The sequence below is a fragment of the Terrisporobacter petrolearius genome (assembly GCF_020748185.1).
GTDB lineage: Bacteria > Bacillota > Clostridia > Peptostreptococcales > Peptostreptococcaceae > Terrisporobacter > Terrisporobacter petrolearius.
Genome location: NZ_JAHZMO010000043.1, coordinates 1 through 21,957 on the forward strand (window position 1 = coordinate 1; position 21,957 = coordinate 21,957).

Genomic DNA, 21,957 nt, shown 5'->3' on the forward strand with positions numbered 1-21,957 from the left:
CTCAAAAGTTGTCCATCGCTCAGACTAATCATTATCTGAATATCTGGCTTGGTTTGTTTGTTGTTTCAGTTTAATTCTTTAAGAATTAATTTATTGTTAACCTACTGTTTAATTTTCAAAGTTCTTTTTGTTTCGACTTTTTAAGTTTAACAAATTTAAAATTTTATGTCAACACCTTTTTTTCTGTTTTTCTTTGGTGTTTTCCTCTCATTGAGGACATGTATAACTATATCATCATAATAAATATTGGTCAAGAACTTTTTTTAATTTTATAAAAAATTCGCTTCGCTCATTTCGCCAACGAGATGCCTTTGAGCAACGTGTTGGCGAATCATTTTGCTATCGCTTTAAGCCACTGCGTGGACGCTATGAAATTTTAGGCAACGACCTTGCTCAAAAATACATTTTTTACATTTCCTAAATGAGTTGATATAACTTAATTACAGAGTTTATCAACAGCGTAAATTGAACTATAGTTTCCTTATATGTAAAAAAAGCCGAAACATAATTTTCTGTTTCGGCTTATTTCTTAATCATATTAACTTCTAGTTATTTTTATTTTTTCTAATAAAGAATAATCCTCCTGCTGCTAATATTCCCATTGCCAAATAACCAACTGATGAAGGGTCTCCTGTTTGTACATTACTTCCACTTCCAGAAGAATTCCCATTTAAATTGTCATTATTTTCATTCACCTCTTGATTTTGACCATCATCTACATGTTGGTCATTATCTATATTTGGGTCATTATCTGCACCTTGATTATCCTCCGAATCTGATTTTTGATCATCATCTACACCTTGGCCTTGATCATTATCATTATTATTACCTTGATCTCCATCTCCAGGATTTGCTTGGTCATTACCATTTACAACTGTTTTTGTTACTTCTAAAATTTCATATCCTTCTTTTGTCATTTTAATAGATACTGTTTTATCTTCTTTTAATTCAGGTATTTTTACTTCAAAAGTTCCATCTTCATTTACTGGTCCATTTCCTACTAATGTTTTATCAACATAGATTTCTATATTAGCTCCAGCTTCACCTTTGCCTGTTACTACTTGGTCTGTAGATTTTATATCATTTACTTTTAACTCTTTTTCAAATTTTTTTAGTATTTGACTTAATGCATGATTTAATTTTTCAATATTTTCTACAAAACATTTTTGATCATCTGTTAATTCATGGTATTTTTCTTTTACTGATAAAACAGCTTCATAGTCAGGTTCAGTTATTTTTTTTGGTAATACATTTATTAAATCCTCAACTTCTTTAGCTTTTGCTAAATTTTCTTCTGCTTTAGATATGGCAGCTTTTAATGACTCAACTTTTTCTTTTTCTATTACATATGATTTTACTTCATCACTTAATTTGTTATATGTATCTAGTTTGCTTTTAGCTGATTTCAGTTTTTCTTTACTGTTAATATTGTCTACCACATAATCTCTTATAGAGTTATCAAATTTATCTGCTGTAGCTATTTGCTCTATATTTACTTTTATTTTATCTAAATTTGCCACTGCTTCTTTATCTTCAATAAAATATAACTTCGCTCTATCATTTAGCTCTTTATGTCTTTTAACTAAAGATTTAGCAGTTTCTAATTCTTTTTTATCTATTGGTGTTTTAAGCTTTTTAACATCTGATGCAAGTTCTTTTGCCATTTGTTCATAGGCTTTTTCTTCATCAATTTCTAATAATATTTCATCTATCTTAGCTTTTGCATTTTTTACTTCTTCTTTAGATTTTTGAGAATCACTCATAGCATCATATGCTGCTAAAAATCCAGTTACTTTATCTAAATCATCTTCAGTTGCAGGTCTTTGTATACTATCTAATATAGATATAAGATTTTCAACCTCTAATTTATCAATTTTACTTAAAGAGTTATTTAATTTATCTAATTTAGTTTCAGGTACTAAGGCTTTTTTATCTTTATCTAAATTATCATATATTTCTTTTAATCCCAAAACATAACCTTTTGCTTCTTGTGAAAATCCTCCTGATAAATCAATTTCATTAACTTTTGAAACAAATTCATCTACTACTTTTTGATTTTCTTCTTTAATTGCAACTATTGTTTTTTCAGCATTAATTAATATATTTATATTAGTAACTTTTTGTTTAAATTCATCACCTAAACCTTCATAAGCTTTTCTAGCTTCTTTTACTTTTTCTTTTTTTTCTAAAGTAATTTCACCTAAAGCATCTATTTTTTCCATTACTATTTTAGCAGGGTTTTTCTTTACAGTTACTGTTGCTGTTATTGTTTTACTTCCTATTTTTGCATTTACTTTTGTAGTTCCTGATTTTTTAGCTGTTAATATCCCCTCTTCTGATATTGTAGCTACATCTTTGTCGCCCACTGACCAAGTTATTTTACCTAATGAACAGCCTGGAGCCCCTTTAACTTTTAATTGTTTTGTTTCATCATCATATAACTCTACATTATCTAATGTATAATTAATTTGATCTTGCATATCATATAGTGAAGATTTCCCATCTAAAAATCTTTCATAAGCAACTAAGGCATACATTCCTTGGTCTGTTGCCATAGCATCTGTATTCATATTTAGTACGTGCTTAAATCCTCCACCTTCACTGTAAAATTGCATTATTCCACTTAATAAATTACTTTCTTTTCCTGTTTTACTATTCACTTTTATAAATCTTTCATCTTCTAGTGGATTTATTCCAAGGGCTGTAAGAGCTACTATAACTTGAGCTGTAGATTCACTATTTAATGTTCCCCAGCTATTATAAGCTCCGTTGTCTAATTGTAATTTTGAAAGTTGAGTTAACCCTCTATCTACTGCAGATTTTACTTTTTCATTAGTGTTATAGTATGGTGCTAAAGATTGAATAGACATAGCTGTTATATCTGGATCTGGTGTACTACCACTTAATGCCCATCCCCCAAATTCTCCTGATTTTTGAGTTATTTCTTTGCCTAATATATAATCTATTAGCATTTCTCTTGTAGTTTGAACTTTTCCTTCTGGTGCTTTTGGTATTTCATATCCTCTAGAATCTAGCGCTATAAGAGCAAATATAGGTCCATTTATCCCTTGTCTTTTAACTCCATTAAAATCTCCAAGTGGTGCTATCATACTATATCCACTCACATCAGTACCATCTAATCCTATTGAAGAAAGTCCTAATATAAGCCTAGAATACTCAGTATATTTAACTTTATGAAGTACACCTTTTTTATCAGCTACAACCTTTTTCACATTATCTACGTATTTTTCATTGTATCCATTTGGTACTTCTATTCCACCTCTAGCTAAACCTAAAACAGTCCACTCTCCGCTGAATGTTCCAAATCCAGCTTCTGGTACAGTTTTTAATAAATAAGCACCTGTTTCTTTTATTGCATTAGAAACAGATTTGTTTATTTTATCGTTTTCATATTTTTTTATACTAGATTGCAAGTTTTCAGTTGCAGATTTTACTTTTGCTTCAGTAGTTTCCATATCTTGAAGCACTTTCATAGCCTCATCATATGCTTTTTTTACTTCTTTATTTTGAAGTAATTTTTCTTTTTCTTCTGAGCTATTAACTGTTGCTATCGCTATAGTTAACTTGTCTTTTACTGGTGGATTTACTAGTGCGTCTCCTCCACCCATAAATGTTGACCCTAAATCACTACCATATCCCCAAGTTGTAAATTGCCATCTCATTACATCTCCATCTTTTAGCTTATATTGTCCAGCTCCGTAGTTTGGAAACCAATTGTTAACGGCATACATCCATCCTGACATAGAAGTATAGTCAAACTCCCCTAACCAGTCTTCTCTATTTCTTCCATATGGTTCATCACTTTCTTTAAGAATATATTCTGGTATTTTAGCATCTCTATGATCTTTATCTTTGACACTTGCTAGGTAGAATGATTGTCCTACTACTCCTGATTGATCACCTATACTTCCTGTATATTCATAGCTACCTTTTCCCAAATTTTTGTCCATCATCCTAGTTATTACAGTTGCTCCTGTATCACCTTCATATATAGGCACCAAAACTGGTTCAATAATATAACCAAGGCCTAGAGTGAATTTTTCCATGCTTACTGTAACCTGTCCTACAGGCTTCTTTTCATCTGCATAGGCAGTAGGTACTTTTATAAAACATGCTGAAATTGTAAGTATTAGTGCTGTTAATACTGATATAAAACTTTTAAATACCCTCTTCATATTTATCCCCCTTCTACTATTTTGTTACTATTTAATTGTAATTGTATTTTCATGTCTATTCAGTATGATTTTGGAGTAGCACTAGAGTAGTAATACTAATAAACTACTACTTTATTACAACTTTTTAAATGAGTTTATATAACTCAATTCCAGAGCTTATTAACAGCGTAAATGGAACTATTTTATTTCCTAACATATAAAAAAATAGTCCACCTAAATTTATAGATGGACTATTTTTTCATTATTTATTTTTTAATAATCTAATCGTCTAAAACATTCTTTTTCAAAAGTATATCCAGGAGTTTTAAATGGATATTTAATATCAGACACATAATACCAAGGATTATTGTCTCCTCTATTACTTTTTAATATATGGAACTCTTGAGCAGGCATATATCCTTGGGCTAATAAAAATCCCTTTTCTCCTTTATCGTTTTCACACATATCAACAACTATTACTACATGGCCTGGGCTTCCTCCAGTAATAAAAATATCCCCTATTTGCATTTCATCCAATTTGATTTTTTTCGATTCTTCTTCAAGAGATAAGGTACTTGCATAAGCAAAAACCATATTAAGATAACTTTCAAAAGATTCTTTGGAATCGTTAAATTTACTTGTTTTTACCCATGATGAGCTATTTCCATTAGTCTTAACTCTGTATCCATTTCTCCATTTTTCATAATCACATAAAAAACCATCTACAAAGTGAAATTTGATTTTATCAAACTGTTTCTGTTCATAAAAATATTCTGCATATACTCTAATTACAGAGTCGGCACATTGTTGTAAATTTCTATCCCCAAGATGCATATCAAACACAGCTGTATGAGCACTTTGATTAGCCTTTTCTTTACCGTTGTAAAGTAATACAGGTGAACCATCTTCTTTTAATGGATATTGACGTAAAAATTCTCCCATACTATTTTTATCAGATGAAATTCGAGTAAAGCCTTCTGGAGTATTAATTCTACTTTCTAAGGTTTTACCATCTTTATTAATATAATTGTAAGTTGATGTATCTTTACTAGATGTTTTGTTTTCTGATGTTTGACTTGTTTGTGATATATTTTTCCATAATAAAGGTAGACCAATTAATAATATAACTAATATTACTAATAAAATAATTCGTAATGATTTTTTCATAAACCCCTCCTCATAATTGTAATTATTTCCCATATATAATATCACAATCTCTTAAATTAGCCTAATTTTTGTCAATTAATATCCTAGCAAGTAAAAAAGATAGGATATTAAATACCCTATCTTATATTTATAATTTTATTTTTTTCTTCTTACAAAGTATCTAGTATGCAGTAATTCATGTGCTTTATGACTAAGTGGATAATCTAAATACTTGTCATAAATAGCTTGTACCGCTGGATTTTCCTTAGAAACCCTCATGTCTTTACTTCTATCTATGTTATTTAGTCCTTCTCCACGTTTTTGTAAAATTTCATCTCTGTTTTTTCTAACTTTAGGTTGGCCACCACCACCAACACAACCACCAGGACAAGCCATGATTTCTATCGCGTGGAAAAATTCTTCTCCACTTCTTATTTTATCAAGCATTTTTCCTGCTTCTTCTAATCCGTGAGCTACACCTATTCTAAGTTTAATATCTCCAACTTCCACATCACATGATCTAAATCCATCAAATCCTCTAAGTGAGTGGAATTCTACATTTTGAATTTGTTCTCCTGTCATATTTTCAAGAGCAGTTCTAAGAGCTGATTCTATAACTCCACCAGTTCTACCAAATATTACACCTGCACCTGTGTATTCACCAAGTATTTGGTCTATTTCTTCATCTTCAAGCTCTTTTAAATCTATTTTTGAATCTTGGAATATTTTTATTAATTCTCTTGTAGTTATTACATAGTCAACATCGTAGTTTAAACCACGAGAAAATTCTGGTCTAGATGCTTCGTATTTTTTTGCTATACAAGGCATTATAGCAACAGATGTTACTTCACTTCTTTTAAGGCCTTTTTCTTTTGCCCAAATATCTTTAGCTACTGTTGCGAACATTTGCATGGGAGATTTTGCCGTTGATGGTACGTCTAGCATATCACCATAGTTTTGCTCTATAAATTTTACCCATGCTGGACAGCATGATGTTAGCATTGGTAATTTTACACTTTCATCTCCTGCAAAATGTCTTTCTAATCTATCTTGAAGTTCTGCAGCTTCTTCCATAATTGTTAAGTCAGCTGCCCAGTTTGTATCAAATACATAGTCTACACCTAATTTTCTAAGACCTGCTGCAAGTTTTTTCTCCACATTATCTCCTGGTTCAAAACCAAAAGCTTCACCTATGGTAACTCTTATTGCAGGTGCCATTTGTGTAATTACAAGTTTATTAGGAGTAGATAAGTCTCTTATAAATTTTAAAGTGTTGTCCCCAGCTGTAATTGCATCCACTGGGCATGTTGATACACATCTACCACAATGAGTACATCTATTATAGTCTATTTTATGTTGTTGCTTACGCTCACCTGCTATACAGTCTACTGGACATACTCTTTTACAAGCTCCACATCCTATACATTTATCAGTAATAGTAAGTTTTATTAAGTTATTACATTGCAGAGTGTAGCATTTGTCTTCTTCTATATGTTCACTAATTTCATCGTAGAAATTTTGTAAAATTTCTTCCATAATATTGTGTTCTTGATTTAAATCTTCTTTTATTTGTTCTGCTATAGTTCTAAGTAAGTAAACGTCACGCATATTTGATTTTCCCTTACTTATTCTATCTAAAATTTTACAAACTCTTTCAATTTGTTCTTTTACTTTAGCGTAATCCTCTAATGATTTTCCATTTTGCATTGACCCTATTACAGAATCCATATAGAATTTGGAATATTGAACTATACAATCTTCTTCGGATAATACATTGATTGCTCTAATATAGTTATCAAATAGTGCAAAATCTAATTCTTTATCTAAATCTTTTTTACATAAAAATCTTCCATATGGTGGAACTCCAATATGGGCACCTTTGAAATCTTTTTTATTTAATATACCCCCAGCTAATTCAATAATATCTGAAAGTGTGGCACCTTCTGGAACATCAACAATCCCACTGTTTTTTACTCTTCCACATATAGCCACTTTTCTTGCGCTGTTTTGGGTCATGTTTTTTAATTCATCTTCACTAAATACAGAAAAAACAGAACCTCTATTACTATGTAACATAGTTGGCTTAGTATTTGTCATATAATCCACTCCTTTTACACTTATGCTTAAATTATGCCACTTTCCCACATTATATACTCAAAAAATATTTTTTACAATTGCCTCCAAAATTTTTGGAAGATTATGTATTTATAGACTTATTAGACATGTTTAAATAAAATACTTAATATGGCCAACTTTATACTTTTTATGCATTTATGTATCTAAATAAAAAATGCCAATGTAAATAAAAAGTTCTGTTCTTATTTACATCAGCATTTATATAAACTTAAATATTATTAATTAGCTTGTCCTGCACTTTTTACAACTATCATTTTTGACTTAACATATTCTTTTACTTCTTCTCTACCTTGAGAGTTGTATTTTTTAGGATCTATTGTATCAGAATTTTCTTCTAATACCTTTTTTACTCCCTTGGTAAATGCTATTCTTAGATCTGTTGCATAGTTTACTTTACAAATTCCTCTGTTTACACACTCTGTAACTATCTCATCAGGTACTCCAGATGTGCCATGAAGTACTAGAGGAATATCTACTACTTCTCTTATTTGTGACAATCTATTTAAATCTAACTTAGGTTCTCCCTTATACACTCCATGAGCTGTTCCTATAGAAATTGCTAGAGAATCTGCTCCTGTTCTTCGGACAAACTCTCTTGCTTCTAGAGGGTCTGTGTATCCTCCATCTCCACCGTCTAAGTCGTCTTCTTTTCCACCAACTTTTCCAAGTTCAGCTTCTACTGGAACATTTCCATTTTTACAAACATCTACTACTGATTTTGTTAAAGCTATATTTTCTTCAAAACTACTATGAGATCCATCTATCATTATTGATGTATACCCTGTTCTATAAGCTTTCATTGCCAATTCAAAGCTATTTCCATGGTCCAAATGTATTGCCACTGGAACATTTGCTTTCTGTGCTGCTACTTTTACATTTGCATAAAAGTAATCAAAGTCAGCATATTTTACTGTTGATGGAGTTGTTTGCATTATAACTGGAGATTTTGTTTCTTCCGCTGCACTTACAACTGCCATTACCATTTCCATATTTTCCACATTAAATGCTCCTACTGCATATCCATTTTTTTGAGCATCTAATAACATTTTTTTTGTAGTAACTAAAGCCATTTTTTCTCTCCTTTATGCCAATAAACTAACTATTTCTTTTGCGTCCTTACTTGCTAATATTTGATCCACATATTCTTTTTCCATCAAGTTTTGAGCTAATGAAGATAAAGTTCTTAAATGTAAGTCATTATCTCCTTCTCCTGCTGCTATCATAAATATTAAGTGTACTGGTTTTTTGTCTAGCGAATCAAATTCAAAACCTTTTTTAGATATTCCCACTGCAACTCTTGGTTTTACTACTGATTTAGTTTTAGCATGAGGTATTGCCACACCATTACCAAATCCAGTTGATCCACTTTGTTCTCTTTTCTTTATTTCAACTAAGAATTCTTCTTTGTTTGTTAAAACACCATCTTTGTATAATAAATCAGTCATTTCTCTTAAAACTTCTTCTTTTGTATTACCTTTTAATTCTAAAGCTACAGTATTTTCATTGTATAAAGATGCAACAACTTTATCTATTCCTTTGTTATTTACAGCTTCTTTTATTTTATTATCCTTTTTAACTTCTACTTTTGGTGTAACTAATACATAAAGCAAAGCACCTACTGCAGAACCTGCTAATATACAAGATACCCACATCATTGGTTTGTTTACTAATCCTAGTATTAAGAATCCACCGTGAGGAGCTGGAACTTCTATTTTCATCATATAAGTTAATATTGCTGATATAGACGAACCTATCATTAATACTGGTATAACTTTTAATGGATTTTTAGCTGCAAATGGTATTGCACCTTCTGTTATATGAGTAAATCCAAGCACATAGTTTAATAAACCAGCTGTACGATCATCATTTGTAAATCTGTCTTTTTTGAATGTTGCAGCAAGGGCTATTACAAGTGGAGGAGTTATACATGCTGCAGATACTCCAGCCATAAATAAGTAGTTACCTTGAGCAAGTAACATGGTACCTGTAACATAAGCTGCTTTGTTTACTGGACCACCCATATCAAATGCTGACATACATCCTATTACTAATCCAAGTACTATTGGGCTTGATTCTTGCATTCCTGCTAAGAATGTCATCATACTTTTATTAAGAGATGCACAAGGTCCACCTAAAGCTATCATCAATAATCCAGAAGCAAATACAGTTATTATTGGTACTATAAATATTGATTTCAAACCTTCTAGTTGTCTAGGAAGTTTTCTTAAACTATTAACTATTAATAATGTGAAATAACCTGCGAAGAAACCACCGATTATACCACCAATAAATCCAGAACCGTTATCATTTGCCATCATACCTGCAACAAAACCTGCAAGCATTCCTGGTCTTCCTGATATTGATTGAGCTATGAAAGCTGTAAGCACTGGAACCATAAGACCCATTGAGAATCCACCAATAGATTTTATTGTTGCCGCTATTACATTGTATTGTTGTGAATTTGGGTCAAATGAGAATATACCCCATAAGAATGATATTGCAGTAAGTACACCACCAGCTACAACTAGTGGAAGCATGTGAGATACTCCATTCATTAAATGTTTATAAATTTGATGACCAATAGAAACCTTTTCCTCAGCTTCATTGTTTCTTCTCATATCTCCTTTTCTTATAGGAGCTTTATTATCTAAACATCTTTGTATTAATTCTTCTGCTTTGTTTATTCCTTCACTTACAGATACTTCTATTACTGGCTTTCCATTAAATCTGTCCATATCAACATTTTTATCACAAGCCACTATTATTGCGTCTGCTTGTTCTATTTCTCTTGCTGTTAAAGCATTTTCAACGCCTATTGCTCCATTTGTTTCTACTTTTATTTCACAGCCTAACTCTAACGCTGCTAACTTTAAGGCTTTTTCAGCCATAAAAGTATGAGCAATTCCTGTTGGGCAACCTGTAACTGCTAATATCTTTTTACTCATAGATTATTCCACCCTCCTGATTTTAATTTCATTCATATATTCTTCAACCTTTTTTAAATCACCAATGGCATTACTTTCTGCCACATTGGCACCTGTTGCTGATGCTCTTTTTAGAGCTTTTTCAATATTTTTTTCATTGTTAATATCATCAAGCCAAATACTTAAAAATCCTGCCAATGCCGAATCTCCTGCACAAGCGGAACTTAAAAGCTTTACTTCGTGAGCACTTGCATAGTAGATATTTTTTCCATTATAAAAATAAGACCCTTTTTCACCTAGAGTTAAGAAAATATTTTGAGCTCCTTGTTCATGTAAATATTTCACAACGTCTTTTATATCTTCTTCATCTCTAACAATAATTCCAAAAATACCTTCTATTTCTTCATCATTTGGTTTAATTAAAAATGGTTTATATTTTAATAGACATTTTAGTTTTGGTGAACTAATGTCTAAAATTACCTTTATATTTCTTTTCTCACAAATCTTTAGTATTTCTTCATAATATGAAGGGTCTATTCCTGGTGGAAGACTTCCACTTATGGATAAATACTCAAGATCATCAAAGCTTTCTATCATCTGTAACATTTGTTCTTGTTTTTGCTTTTCAACAAAAGAACCAGAGTTAACAAATTTAAATTCTCCTTCACCATCATTAAGAAAAATATTTATTCTTGTTGTATCTTCTACTTCTACTGGAAATATTTCTATATTTTTCTTTTTAGTTTCTTCAATTATATATTTTCCTGAGAATCCACCAAAGAATCCAAGTACCTTGGAATCTACTCCAAAATGTTTAAGTACAAAACTTACATTTAATCCCTTTCCATTTGCCGAGTACACAGCATCATGGGTTCTATTTACAATTTTTCTTTCTATTGAGTTAGTACAAATATTCATGTCTATGGCAGGATTTGTAGTTAAAGTGTAAATCATTCATCTTTCCTCCCTCTATCTTATAAGTTGATTATATAAAAAAAGGGAATGAAAATCTTTTCATAATATGAAAATATTTTTCATTCCCTTTTCATTATTTTTCTAATTCTATATTTGCAGCCATATAATCAATTATAATTCTAGACATCATAAACAATGAAACTCTAGAAGATACTTCAAACTTTTTAATAGAGACGTGATTATGCTTAAATCCTACTAAATTGTAATGTGAGTGTTCTAAAAGTGGCGAATTTTCACTACAACAACATGTTATAACTTTTGCTCCACATAAGTTTGTATTCTTTGCAGATTCTATAAGTTCACTAGTTTCTCCATTTAATGAAAATATGAAAACCACTTCATCAGAGTTTAAACTTTTAGTTTTTATTTGCATAATATTAGGATCATCTATGAAAATGGCATTACATCCTAATAGTTGAAGTTTTAGAGTAAATTCTTGTCCTACATACTCAGTAAGGCCTCTCGCCAATACATAAATTCTCTTAGCATTTGCTAAGCAATTTATAATATTTAATACATTTGTAACAGATATTCTATCAACAACCTGTCTAGCTTCCACAAAAGATTTGTTGATAATTTCTCCCATGTTCTGAATTTCATCATCATTATTTTTAGATGTAATTCTATATCTAAGTTCATTGAATCCATTTACTCCACATTTTCTAATTGCTCTAGAAACAGTAGCAGGTGATGAATAAGTATCAAAAGCAATATCTACAATGGATAACTCTGACATTCTTTCTTCATTATCATTTATAAATTTTATAATTTCACTTTCTGTCTTTGTAAGACTTTGCATTATTTCCTTATTTAATTCTATTAGCATAGGACTTACCTCCTCACCATAAATATTTTTTATTATAGCATACGATTAAAAAACTTCTTCATTTTTGCTTTAATACTTATAAAGTATATTATAATTAATATATTAGTAAAGTAAAGCAAAAGGGGGTAGATAAAGTTGAGTAGATTAAATAAACATAAACTTCAACAAAAAAAGAAAAAAAGTTTTATTATAATTTCTTCATTTGCAATAATAGCTATATTAGTTTTAAGTATAATTATCTTTCCTGAGATAAGTAATTGTGTCAGCATATCTAAAACAAATTGGACAGTTTTATCTAATAATACTGATATTGATGACATGGAATATGTAGTATCGGAGCAACCTAAAAAAGTTCCCCAAAAAATTGATCTGGATGGTTACTTATTTTTAGGTGATTCTTATACTGTGCTACTTAAGGATACTATAAAAAAACATAATCCAAATGCTATTATAAAAGCTGTAGAAGGTGTTCAACCTGATTATTGGATAGACAACTTTAGTGATTTACCTAAAAACGATGATATTAAAGGTGTGGTTTTATTAATTGGCGTTAATGGCGCTACATATTCTAATAATATTCCAAACAAAGAAAAACTTATTTCATCCTTAGCAAAAAAATATGAAAATAAAACCATATATGTTCAAGAAGTTTTCCCTGTTGGAAAAAAATTTTCAAATGCAAACCCAAAATCCTTTAATAAATCCATAAAAAATAATAACAAAGCTACTAAAAAATATTGTGACCGTTATGATAATGTTTATTATATAAATGCAACGCATAATCTAATTACTAAAGATGGATATTTGAAATTTACTCGTGATGGTCTTCATATAGCTGGAAATAAACAAGAAACTTTTTATAAAAATATTGTATCAGCTATTAATAAATCAAACTAAGTTTCACTTCCTATATATCCGTTGCTTAAAAATAAAAATAGCTAACACTTGTAAGACTTTATATCTTATAAGTGTTAGCTCTATAATCATAAACTATTGTGATTTTATTTCCGTCCAAGCATCTTCATATTTTTTTTGTACGTCTGGTGGTAAATTTAAGAACACTTCTGACTTATCTAATATTTTTTCATCTGGATAAGCAGTTGAATCTTTTTTAGTTTCATCCTCTAAAAGATCATAAGCGCCTTGGTTTGGTGTTGAATACTCTATATATTCTACATTTTGAAGAGCATTCTCTGGGTCTAGCATAAAGTTTATAAATTTTTCTGCATAATCCTTATTTTCTGCTATTTTAGGAACACACATAGCATCAACCCATCTATTAGTCCCTTCCTTAGGAACAGAATAAGCTAAGTCAGGATTTTCGTCCATTAAAACTAATGCATCTCCATTATATACTATACCCATAGCTGCATCTCCAACTATAAGTCTATCTTTTCCATCATCATTTACATAAGCTTGCACAAGAGGTAGTTGTTTTATTAGCTCCTTCTTAGCTGCTTCTATTTCTGAAGTTTTATGTGTATTAATTGAATGTCCAAGTCTTATTAGAGATATTCCCATTGTATCTCTAACTGAGTCTAACATTTGGATCTCACCTTTATACTTAGAATTCCAAAGTACATCCCAACTTTTAACATCTTTTTCATCTACCATAGTTTTGTTATATAATATCCCAAAAGTACCCCACATATAAGGAACTGAAAACTTATTTCCTGGATCATAAGCAGGATCTCTGAAATCATCCATTATATATTTGTAATTAGGTATCTTTGAATAATCTATTGGTGATACTAAATCTTCTGCCATTAGTTTTTCCACCATATAGTCTGATGGGAATATTAAATCATATTTAGTACTTCCACTTTTAAGTTTTTGATACATAGCTTCATTAGTGTCGTAAGTTTCATATACAACAGTAATTCCTGTCTCTTCTTGAAACTTTGTTATTAAATCTGTATCAATATAATCACCTACATTATATATGTTTAAAACTTCAGCAGATTTTTTAGATTGACCACAACCTACTAATAAAGCGGATGACATTACTACTGTTAAAGCTATTGAAATTATTTTTTTAAGTTTCATTTTATGTCCTCCCTTTAATTATGATCTTTGTGATGCCTTTTTGTTTGCCGTTATATTTGATAAAATCAATAATATTAAAACAGCAGCAAACATTAATGTTGATAAGGCATTTATTTCAGGAGTTAATCCTCTTCTTGTCATTGAGTAAACCTCTATTGCCAAGTTTGTTACACCATTTCCTGTTGTAAAGAAACTTATTACAAAGTCATCTATAGACATGGTAAATGCTATAAGTAAACCTGATATTATACCTGGCTTAATTTGAGGAAGAACAACTTTTCTAAGAGCATACCAAGGAGTAGCACCCAAATCCATTGCAGCATCTTCTATATTAGCTGGTAATTGTTTTAATTTTGGAAGTACTGATAAAATCACATAAGGTATATCAAATACTATATGTGCTAATAACATTGTAGTAAAACCAAACTCTAATCTTATAAAGACAAATAGTGACATTAATGCCACCCCTGTTACTATATCAGGGTTTAATACTGGCAAATAGTTTATATTTAAAAGTAAACCTCTTACTTTTCCTTGTCTAATTTTGTGAATTCCTATAGCGGTAATTGTTCCTACTATAGTTGCTATTACTGATGCTACTACAGCAATAAAAATTGTGTAATAAAGTGCATCTAGTATTCTTTCATTTTGTAATAATTCTTGATACCATCTAAGGGAGAATCCATTCCATTTTGCCATGGATTTAGAATCATTAAATGAAAACACTGCTAGTGATATTATTGGTGCATATAAAAATACATACACAAGAGTTAAATATATATTTGATGTGAATTTCTTTATAATAGTAATCCACCGCCTTCCTTATCTGATTCGTCACTAAATTTATTAAGTATTGCCATTGAAATTAAAATGACTATCATCATGAAGATTGATATTGCTGAACCAAAATGCCAGTCACCAACTGACATAAATTGTTGTTCTATTAAGTTACCAATTAACATGAATTGTCCACCACCTAGTAATTTTGAAATTACAAAGGTAGATACTGCTGGCATAAATACCATTGTTATTCCTGACGCTACGCCAGGCATACTCAGTGGTAATATTACTTTTGTAAACACTTGTCTTCCGTTAGCACCTAAATCTTTAGCTGCATTTATTAAATCTTGATCCATTTTGGATAAGATTGTATATATTGGCAGTATCATAAACGGTAAGAAGTTGTAAACCATACCTAGCATTACCGCTGTATCTGTATAAAGTATATTAACAGAACTAAATCCTAACCCTGTAATTATTGTGTTTAATATTCCGTTTCTTCCTAGAATTGCTGACCATGCATAAGTTCTAAGTAAGAAGTTCATCCACATAGGAATTATTGCAAGCATAAGCAATGTATTTTGTCTGCTTGCTTTTGTTTTAGATATTATATAAGCAGTTGGATATCCTATTAATAAACATAATATTGTTGATAATACTGCTAGTTTAATTGACCTAAAAAATATTCTAAAATACATAGGTTGCATTAGTTCTTCAAAATATTGTAAAGTGAAAGTGTACCCTTCATTGGTACTTTTTGTAAAAGCAAAGAATACAATTAAGAATAAAGGAATTACAATGAATAATCCACTCCAGATTATATATGGAGAAGATATTTTTAAGCCTAACTTATTTTTATTGTTCATCGGACTCATCATCCCCTATTTTTCTCATGATATGTATGTCTTCTGGATAAATATCTAAACCTAAGTCACTTCCAACTTCTGCTGATTTAGTATTATGAAGTAACCAAGTTAATCCACTAGATTTAACTGTCATTTCATAATGAACTCCTTTGAATACACAAGAAGTAACTTCTCCTCTTAACATACCATCTTCTGGTTTAACCATTTTTATATCTTCTGGTCTGATTACTACTTGAATTTCCTCATCCTTTTTAAATCCTTTATCCACACAATCAAAACTTTTTCCACAAAACTCAACTAAAAAGTCTTCGTGCATTACACCATCCATTATATTACTTTCACCTATAAATCTAGCAACAAAGGCATTTTCAGGTTCATTGTATATATCTTGAGGTGTTCCCATTTGTTGTATTTTACCTTTATTCATAACAACAATAGTATCTGACATTGATAATGCTTCCTCTTGGTCATGAGTAACAAATATAAATGTTATTCCTAATTGTTGTTGTATATTTTTAAGTTCCCTTTGCATTTCTTGTCTTAATTTTAAGTCTAATGCTCCTAAAGGCTCGTCTAGTAAAAGTACCTTTGGCTCATTTACTAAAGCTCTTGCTATGGCAACCCTTTGTTGTTGACCACCACTTAATGAATCAATACTTCTACCTTCAAATCCTGGTAGCGCTACTAATTTAAGCATTTTCTTAACTTTTTCATTTATAGTTTTTTGATCCATTTTTTTTATTTTTAATCCAAAAGCTATATTCTCATATACATTCATATGAGGAAATAAAGCATATTTTTGAAAAACTGTATTTACTGGTCTTTCATATGGAGGTATTTCATTTACATCTTTACCTTGGAATAAAACACTTCCACCATCAGCAAATTCAAATCCAGCTATTATTTTTAAAGTAGTTGTTTTTCCACATCCACTTGGTCCTAGTAAAGTTAAAAATTCATTTTTTCTTATATCTAAATTAAGGTCTTTTAATACTTCATTGTCTTCATATGTTTTTGATATATTTTTTAATTCAATTATGTTCTCTTGTTTCAAATGTAAACACCTCTTTTATTCTAAAAATTCGCTTCGCTCATAGCGTCAACGAGATGTCTTTGCTTTCGCTTCAGACAACTCCGTTACTTAAAATTCGCTTCGCTCATAGCGTCAACGAGATGTCTTCGCTATAGCTTCAGGCAACTCCGTTACTTAAAATTTGCTTCACTCATGCGCCAACGAGATATCTTCGCTTCTCTTCAGATATATACGTTGCTTAAAACATTGGCGGAGTACTTACCCAAACAACTTTTGCTTCTTTTTTGCCTGGGTTTGATATATAGTGATTAGCTCTAGGTTTAAAGTAAAAACTTTCGCCCTTTCTTACTTTATTTTTCTTATCTCCTAGATGAAGGAATATTGAACCTGCTAGAACATATCCAAATTCTTCTCCTTCATGTGGCTTATCTTCTTTATATTGTCCACCTGGTTGTAAAGTTATTATTATAGGTTCCATATCATTTTTTTGTGAGTTTGGAACTAGCCATTTCAATGTATATTTTAAATCCTCGTCTTCTGTTTCAAACATATCATCCTTTGTAAAGGTGATTTTTTCATCACTTATTTCATTGAAAAACTCTCTTAAATTCGTTCCCAAGATATCTAATATATCTATTAAGGTTGCAATAGAGGGTGAAGTTAAATTGTTTTCAAGCTGAGATATAAATCCCTTAGATAGTTCGCATCTGTTTGCCAATTCTTCCTGGGTCAGTTGTTTTTCTATTCTCATACGTTTAATTTTTCCACCTATATCCATAGCAACACCTCCCTTTTATTATATAAAATTTGTTTTTATCCTTTTATGTCGACTTTTGTTTTTATTATTAGTAAATTTTTAATTTAGTATATTGAACTTAATTTTTACTTTTCATGTTATTATATGTAAACATTAAGTTTATAATTTCTAAACAACAATAGCTATTATATAAAATTCCGAGCTATTTTTCAATAGTTTTTTTATTTTTTTATCTCTCATACAAAACTTTAAAAGCCTGTAGGTAACTTATTTATATTGTTTCAATCTTTACAATTGTTTATATTAATTATTTAAAAGTTTAGTATGTCTAACTGTTTTCTTATTTAATATGATTTTTAATGTTGATATATACTAATATTAATAATAAATTCATTTAATATAAATTTAAATTTTCTTATTTTTTTCTAAACAATTTGTCCAAGTAAATTGTAATATCTTGTCCTTTTTGAACTTAAAAAAAGTATTGATTATTTTATCAATACTTTTAGTTTATTATTCTCTATTTTTATAAATTAAATCATTTTCAATTTTAATTAGTTATTTTTTAGCTTATTTTATTTTTTATTATTATCTTCAGATAATATGTTTTTTACCGATTCACTATATTTATTAACTAAATTACCTAAATCATTTATATTTAAATTGTGTTTATTAGTTTCTTTCACCTTATAATCTCTTGTATCTTTATTGCCAATTTTATTTATAAAACTTTGCCATTTACCTCTTGCATTGTTTTCTATACATATATTTTTCAAACTCTTGTTTTCATTTTGTTTAAAATTAATTACTAAAGCTCCACATTTTCTACAGTATTCTTCCTCATGTTTAATCATTCCACCACATTCTTTACAAATCATTACAATACCTCACTTCCTTTATTAATTATCCACTCTTATTCTATATTTCAATTTTAAATCATTATATGTAAAAAGTCTTTATTTTAATTTAATTTTGAAATTAAATCATTTGTGCTTAACATATCCTAAATATGGTTCTATACTTATTGTATAAAATGAAAAAAATCATATTAATATAACATATTTAACTATTCTTAAACTTTAATTGGAGGATTCTTATGATTATTTATAAATTTTTCGCACTTGGTGAATATGAAAAAAAAGAAAAATGGATAAACATAATGTGTTCCAAGGGCTACGCTTTAAAAAGTTGGAACTTTTGTAAGTATAAATTTGAAAAATGCAATCCTGGTGAATATAATTACTTTCTTGAATTATTTGAAAATCTTTCTTCTTCTCCTAACCAAGAGGATTTTCTCAATTACTTAGAAGATGAGTGGGGCGTTGAATATGTATGTGACTATAGAAATTGGGTATTTTTTAGACGAAAAAAAATGTTAGGTAAATTCAGTATGTTTTCTAATTTGGAATCTAAGATTGATTATTTTAGAAGAATATTATTATTTAGGCTTTTTGCATTTATATTTTTAGTTTGTTTTTCAATACTAAATATTTTATATTCTCCTATAGGATCTACAGATAAAGTTTTTGCATTGTTGTTAATTTTAATAGCCATAATAGTTTTTACTGTAAATATACCAACTTTTATGAAATATCGAAAATTAAAAAAAAATAGATGAATCCTAAAGTTTCCTTGGGACTCATCTGTTTTTTTACTTTCATTTATTTTTCAATTTCTCTAAGCCTTTCTGTAATACTTTTTAGACTGGAATATTTATAAACAACTAATGGAGAAATTAAACAAATTACAAATATAAAAACTAGTAAACATATAACAGGTAATGTAGGAAATACAAATTTTGCATAACTAGCAATTTTCTTAGTTGTTTTTGCTATTTCAAATATAATTGCCATTCCAAAAGTTGATACAAGAAAAGTAGTTATTCCTGCATAATACCCTCCTTCAAACACTAACATATTCTTAATTTGTTTCTTTGTCATTCCTATACTTTCCATTATTGCTAATTCTTTTCGTCTCGTGTTGATACTTGTAACCATAACATTGATAAAGTTTAACACTCCTATCAAAATCAATATTGCAGACATACTAGTAGATATAATATTCATGATTGTCACATTATTGCTAAACTCCTTAACTAGTTGTGCTCTTGACTCTACAAATAAATACTCTGAGTCTATCATTTCGTTGAGCCTAGAATATATTTCTTCTTCATATTTTTTATCTACGTTTATATACAACATACTATTAACGGCTTTTTTATCTAAATTTTCAATCTGAGTTGAACTTATATAAATAACAGGCAACCCTATATCTGGTAGTAAATTAGAATCATTTTCAAATTTTACCGTCTTAAAAGTCAAGGACTTGCTATATTTACCTTTTAAAGTAATTGTATTATCTAGGTTATTTTTCTCTTCTTTTGAATAAGATAAAGTATCTATTAAAGCAATTTTTCCTGACTTAAAATTATCTAAATCAATTTTAACATTACTCCTTTCACTAAATTTTTCTATTGCTAAATCATCCACTCCAATTATAAAAGACCTATGATACAGAGGTGTTTCAATTTTCATTTTCCCTTGAAAATCCGTTATTTCTTGTATGTCATCTTTATCATATACAAATTTACTCAATAAACGTGGTATTTCATTTGTATCACTTTGTAAATTAGAAAATTTAAATTTATTAACTGACTCCACACCTTTAATATTTTCTACTTCTTTTATAAAATCGTCGTTCATTTTTTCGTCTATAGCTTGAATATTTTGCACTCTAAAATCACTGCTTATATATGTATCAATATAATTTTCCACACTTAAACTACTAGTAAAAGTATAAATACTTAAATATGTCATAATCCCCATAAAGAGAGATGAAAATACTAAAGTTGCACGTTTTTTATCTCTAAATACGTTGTGATACGCCATCTTATAAATTTTTCCACCATTAGTACTTTTTCTATAACCATTGTTATTATTTTTCTTTTGTTTATTTCCTATGGAATATTTAAGTGCTTCTGTTGGCGATATGGAACTTGCTATTTTTGCTGGTTTTCTACAACTGATACTTACTGTTAGTATTGAAAATATGGTTGATGATATAAATATTAAGGGATTAAAGGATATGTCTCCTGGCATTGCATTAGCATAAGCATCAGAATAAAAACTTCCAAGAATCATAGGTACAACTCCAAACGACACCATTGCCCCTAAAGCCAGTCCTATTGGAATACCTATAATAGCAAGTTTAAACGCCTGTCCATTTACTATTTTCTTAATTTGTTTTGGAGATGCACCTATAGTCTTTATTAATCCATAAAAATGTATATCTTTACTAACAGATATGTACATTATATTGTATATAAGTAAATATCCACTAAATGCTACAAATAACCCTATAGTTGCCATAACAATAATAAGATTTTTCTTTACTTCTTTTCCATCTTCATCAACATCGTTATAGTAATCAAATTCTTGCATATCATCTAATTTAATCTTAGACTTCAAAATCTGTTGTGCATTATATTTTTTACCAGATTTAAAACTAATAGTAATTGAACCATCATGGCATACACTTAAATCATTATTTTTTATATAATCTTTTGATAGTGCTAAGTATCCTATTTTTTCAGTAACTGAATAAGTCTTATATTTACCACTTAATATAAACTCTTTCTTACTTTTATTTCCTTTTTCATCTATATATTCTAGCTTAATTTTTTCTCCTATTTTCGCATCTTCTTTTCCTAAAAACTCTAATGCTTTAGTAGATACCATAACTTCATCTTCATTTATTGGATAGTTTCCCTCTACGTTGCTTATTGTAGGTGTAATTTGTTTTTCCCAGTTTTCTTTATCATAATATTTTAAAAATATTTTATTATTGTCTTTTTCTAATTTTTGATTAATAACATTGCCTACTAAAATTTCTTCCCCAATTGATGTGGTTAAACCCAAATTCTTTATAGCTTCAATTTGCTCTTTTTTAGGATTTGACAACATGGCATCTGATGTTGTTCCTCTTATTCTAATATTCATCCTATTATAATTATTTACAAGACTAACTCCTATAGTAAATATTGAGCACGTCATAAATGTAGTAAGTACTATAGCAAGGACTACAAATATTTTTCTACCTCTGTTAAATTTTAATGATGATTTTGTTATCTTATTTACTATATTTTTATTATTATTTTTGAACTTCATCTCTTCCACCCTTTTTCCTCTATCTATTCATCATGCTATAGTTATATAATAATAAATACTTCTGACAATCCTCTTACATAAAAAAAATCAGATTATGATATTTTCTTACTTCTAATCTGATTTTTAT

Annotated in this window: 16 protein-coding genes; 2 read left to right on the forward strand and 14 right to left on the reverse strand. The window is 29.3% G+C overall.

The features are described 5' to 3' along the window. Positions 1 to 545: 545 nt before the first annotated feature. The 7 genes from K0040_RS16710 to K0040_RS16740 form a co-directional block, all read right to left on the reverse strand. Positions 546 to 4,196, reverse strand: coding sequence for an Ig-like domain-containing protein (locus K0040_RS16710; protein ID WP_228109885.1), 3,651 nt, complete (start codon positions 4,194 to 4,196; stop codon positions 546 to 548). Between the two features lie 252 nt (positions 4,197 to 4,448). Further along, entirely contained in the window at positions 4,449 to 5,342 is an 894-nt protein-coding gene (locus tag K0040_RS16715; protein WP_228109886.1) for a DUF4846 domain-containing protein, read from the reverse strand. Between the two features lie 135 nt (positions 5,343 to 5,477). Next, complete coding sequence (locus K0040_RS16720; RefSeq protein WP_228109887.1) at positions 5,478 to 7,418, reverse strand: [FeFe] hydrogenase, group A; 1,941 nt, start codon at positions 7,416 to 7,418, stop codon at positions 5,478 to 5,480. 257 nt (positions 7,419 to 7,675) lie between these two features. Continuing rightward, entirely contained in the window at positions 7,676 to 8,527 is an 852-nt protein-coding gene (gene fba, locus K0040_RS16725; RefSeq protein WP_228109888.1) for a class II fructose-1,6-bisphosphate aldolase, read from the reverse strand. A 12-nt stretch (positions 8,528 to 8,539) separates the two neighbouring features. Beyond that, positions 8,540 to 10,402, reverse strand: a complete 1,863-nt coding sequence (locus K0040_RS16730; protein WP_228109889.1) for a fructose-specific PTS transporter subunit EIIC — start codon at positions 10,400 to 10,402, stop codon at positions 8,540 to 8,542. Positions 10,403 to 10,405: 3 nt separating this feature from the next. Beyond that, positions 10,406 to 11,335, reverse strand: coding sequence for a 1-phosphofructokinase family hexose kinase (locus tag K0040_RS16735; protein ID WP_228109890.1), 930 nt, complete (start codon positions 11,333 to 11,335; stop codon positions 10,406 to 10,408). A 94-nt stretch (positions 11,336 to 11,429) separates the two neighbouring features. Further along, on the reverse strand, positions 11,430 to 12,182 hold the full coding sequence (locus tag K0040_RS16740; protein WP_228109891.1) for a MurR/RpiR family transcriptional regulator: 753 nt from the start codon (positions 12,180 to 12,182) through the stop codon (positions 11,430 to 11,432). Positions 12,183 to 12,317: 135 nt separating this feature from the next. Here K0040_RS16740 and K0040_RS16745 point away from each other — a divergent pair, with 135 nt between their 5' ends. Beyond that, positions 12,318 to 13,079, forward strand: coding sequence for an SGNH/GDSL hydrolase family protein (locus K0040_RS16745; RefSeq protein ID WP_228109892.1), 762 nt, complete (start codon positions 12,318 to 12,320; stop codon positions 13,077 to 13,079). 93 nt (positions 13,080 to 13,172) lie between these two features. Here the strand turns inward: K0040_RS16745 and K0040_RS16750 are convergent, their stop codons facing one another. The 6 genes from K0040_RS16750 to K0040_RS16775 all read right to left on the reverse strand — a co-directional run bounded on the left by K0040_RS16750 (position 13,173) and on the right by K0040_RS16775 (position 18,542). Beyond that, positions 13,173 to 14,228, reverse strand: coding sequence for an ABC transporter substrate-binding protein (locus K0040_RS16750; RefSeq protein ID WP_228109893.1), 1,056 nt, complete (start codon positions 14,226 to 14,228; stop codon positions 13,173 to 13,175). 18 nt (positions 14,229 to 14,246) lie between these two features. Further along, positions 14,247 to 14,927: an ABC transporter permease gene (locus K0040_RS16755; RefSeq protein ID WP_265588925.1), complete on the reverse strand. Its 681-nt coding sequence runs from the start codon at positions 14,925 to 14,927 to the stop codon at positions 14,247 to 14,249. Positions 14,928 to 15,025: 98 nt separating this feature from the next. After that, entirely contained in the window at positions 15,026 to 15,874 is an 849-nt protein-coding gene (locus K0040_RS16760) for an ABC transporter permease (RefSeq protein ID WP_228109894.1), read from the reverse strand. Next, positions 15,864 to 16,928, reverse strand: a complete 1,065-nt coding sequence (gene potA / locus K0040_RS16765) for a spermidine/putrescine ABC transporter ATP-binding protein (RefSeq protein ID WP_228109895.1) — start codon at positions 16,926 to 16,928, stop codon at positions 15,864 to 15,866. Before potA ends, K0040_RS16760 begins: the two co-directional genes overlap by 11 nt. A 217-nt stretch (positions 16,929 to 17,145) precedes the next feature. After that, on the reverse strand, positions 17,146 to 17,685 hold the full coding sequence (locus tag K0040_RS16770; protein ID WP_074920187.1) for a helix-turn-helix domain-containing protein: 540 nt from the start codon (positions 17,683 to 17,685) through the stop codon (positions 17,146 to 17,148). A gap of 554 nt (positions 17,686 to 18,239) precedes the next feature. Then, positions 18,240 to 18,542, reverse strand: coding sequence for a hypothetical protein (locus K0040_RS16775; RefSeq protein WP_228109896.1), 303 nt, complete (start codon positions 18,540 to 18,542; stop codon positions 18,240 to 18,242). Positions 18,543 to 18,760: 218 nt separating this feature from the next. Here K0040_RS16775 and K0040_RS16780 point away from each other — a divergent pair, with 218 nt between their 5' ends. Continuing rightward, positions 18,761 to 19,282, forward strand: a complete 522-nt coding sequence (locus K0040_RS16780) for a DUF2812 domain-containing protein (RefSeq protein ID WP_228109897.1) — start codon at positions 18,761 to 18,763, stop codon at positions 19,280 to 19,282. 43 nt (positions 19,283 to 19,325) lie between these two features. On the opposite strand, the gene K0040_RS16785 is transcribed toward K0040_RS16780, so the two are convergent. After that, on the reverse strand, positions 19,326 to 21,830 hold the full coding sequence (locus K0040_RS16785) for an ABC transporter permease (RefSeq protein WP_228109898.1): 2,505 nt from the start codon (positions 21,828 to 21,830) through the stop codon (positions 19,326 to 19,328). Positions 21,831 to 21,957: the final 127 nt, after the last annotated feature.

What these genes read in the sequence shown, in the direction of transcription:
- K0040_RS16710 (WP_228109885.1), bottom strand. Translation starts at nt 4,196, where the DNA reads ATGAAGAGGGTATTTAAAAGTTTTATATCAGTATTAACAGCACTAATA.
- K0040_RS16785 (WP_228109898.1), bottom strand. Translation starts at nt 21,830, where the DNA reads ATGAAGTTCAAAAATAATAATAAAAATATAGTAAATAAGATAACAAAA.
- K0040_RS16760 (WP_228109894.1), bottom strand. Translation starts at nt 15,874, where the DNA reads ATGAACAATAAAAATAAGTTAGGCTTAAAAATATCTTCTCCATATATA.
- K0040_RS16720 (WP_228109887.1), bottom strand. Translation starts at nt 7,418, where the DNA reads ATGACAAATACTAAGCCAACTATGTTACATAGTAATAGAGGTTCTGTT.
- K0040_RS16715 (WP_228109886.1), bottom strand. Translation starts at nt 5,342, where the DNA reads ATGAAAAAATCATTACGAATTATTTTATTAGTAATATTAGTTATATTA.
- K0040_RS16780 (WP_228109897.1), top strand. Translation starts at nt 18,761, where the DNA reads ATGATTATTTATAAATTTTTCGCACTTGGTGAATATGAAAAAAAAGAA.
- K0040_RS16730 (WP_228109889.1), bottom strand. Translation starts at nt 10,402, where the DNA reads ATGAGTAAAAAGATATTAGCAGTTACAGGTTGCCCAACAGGAATTGCT.
- K0040_RS16750 (WP_228109893.1), bottom strand. Translation starts at nt 14,228, where the DNA reads ATGAAACTTAAAAAAATAATTTCAATAGCTTTAACAGTAGTAATGTCA.
- K0040_RS16775 (WP_228109896.1), bottom strand. Translation starts at nt 18,542, where the DNA reads ATGATTTGTAAAGAATGTGGTGGAATGATTAAACATGAGGAAGAATAC.
- fba (WP_228109888.1), bottom strand. Translation starts at nt 8,527, where the DNA reads ATGGCTTTAGTTACTACAAAAAAAATGTTATTAGATGCTCAAAAAAAT.
- K0040_RS16740 (WP_228109891.1), bottom strand. Translation starts at nt 12,182, where the DNA reads ATGCTAATAGAATTAAATAAGGAAATAATGCAAAGTCTTACAAAGACA.
- K0040_RS16735 (WP_228109890.1), bottom strand. Translation starts at nt 11,335, where the DNA reads ATGATTTACACTTTAACTACAAATCCTGCCATAGACATGAATATTTGT.
- K0040_RS16770 (WP_074920187.1), bottom strand. Translation starts at nt 17,685, where the DNA reads ATGGATATAGGTGGAAAAATTAAACGTATGAGAATAGAAAAACAACTG.
- K0040_RS16755 (WP_265588925.1), bottom strand. Translation starts at nt 14,927, where the DNA reads ATGGCAAAATGGAATGGATTCTCCCTTAGATGGTATCAAGAATTATTA.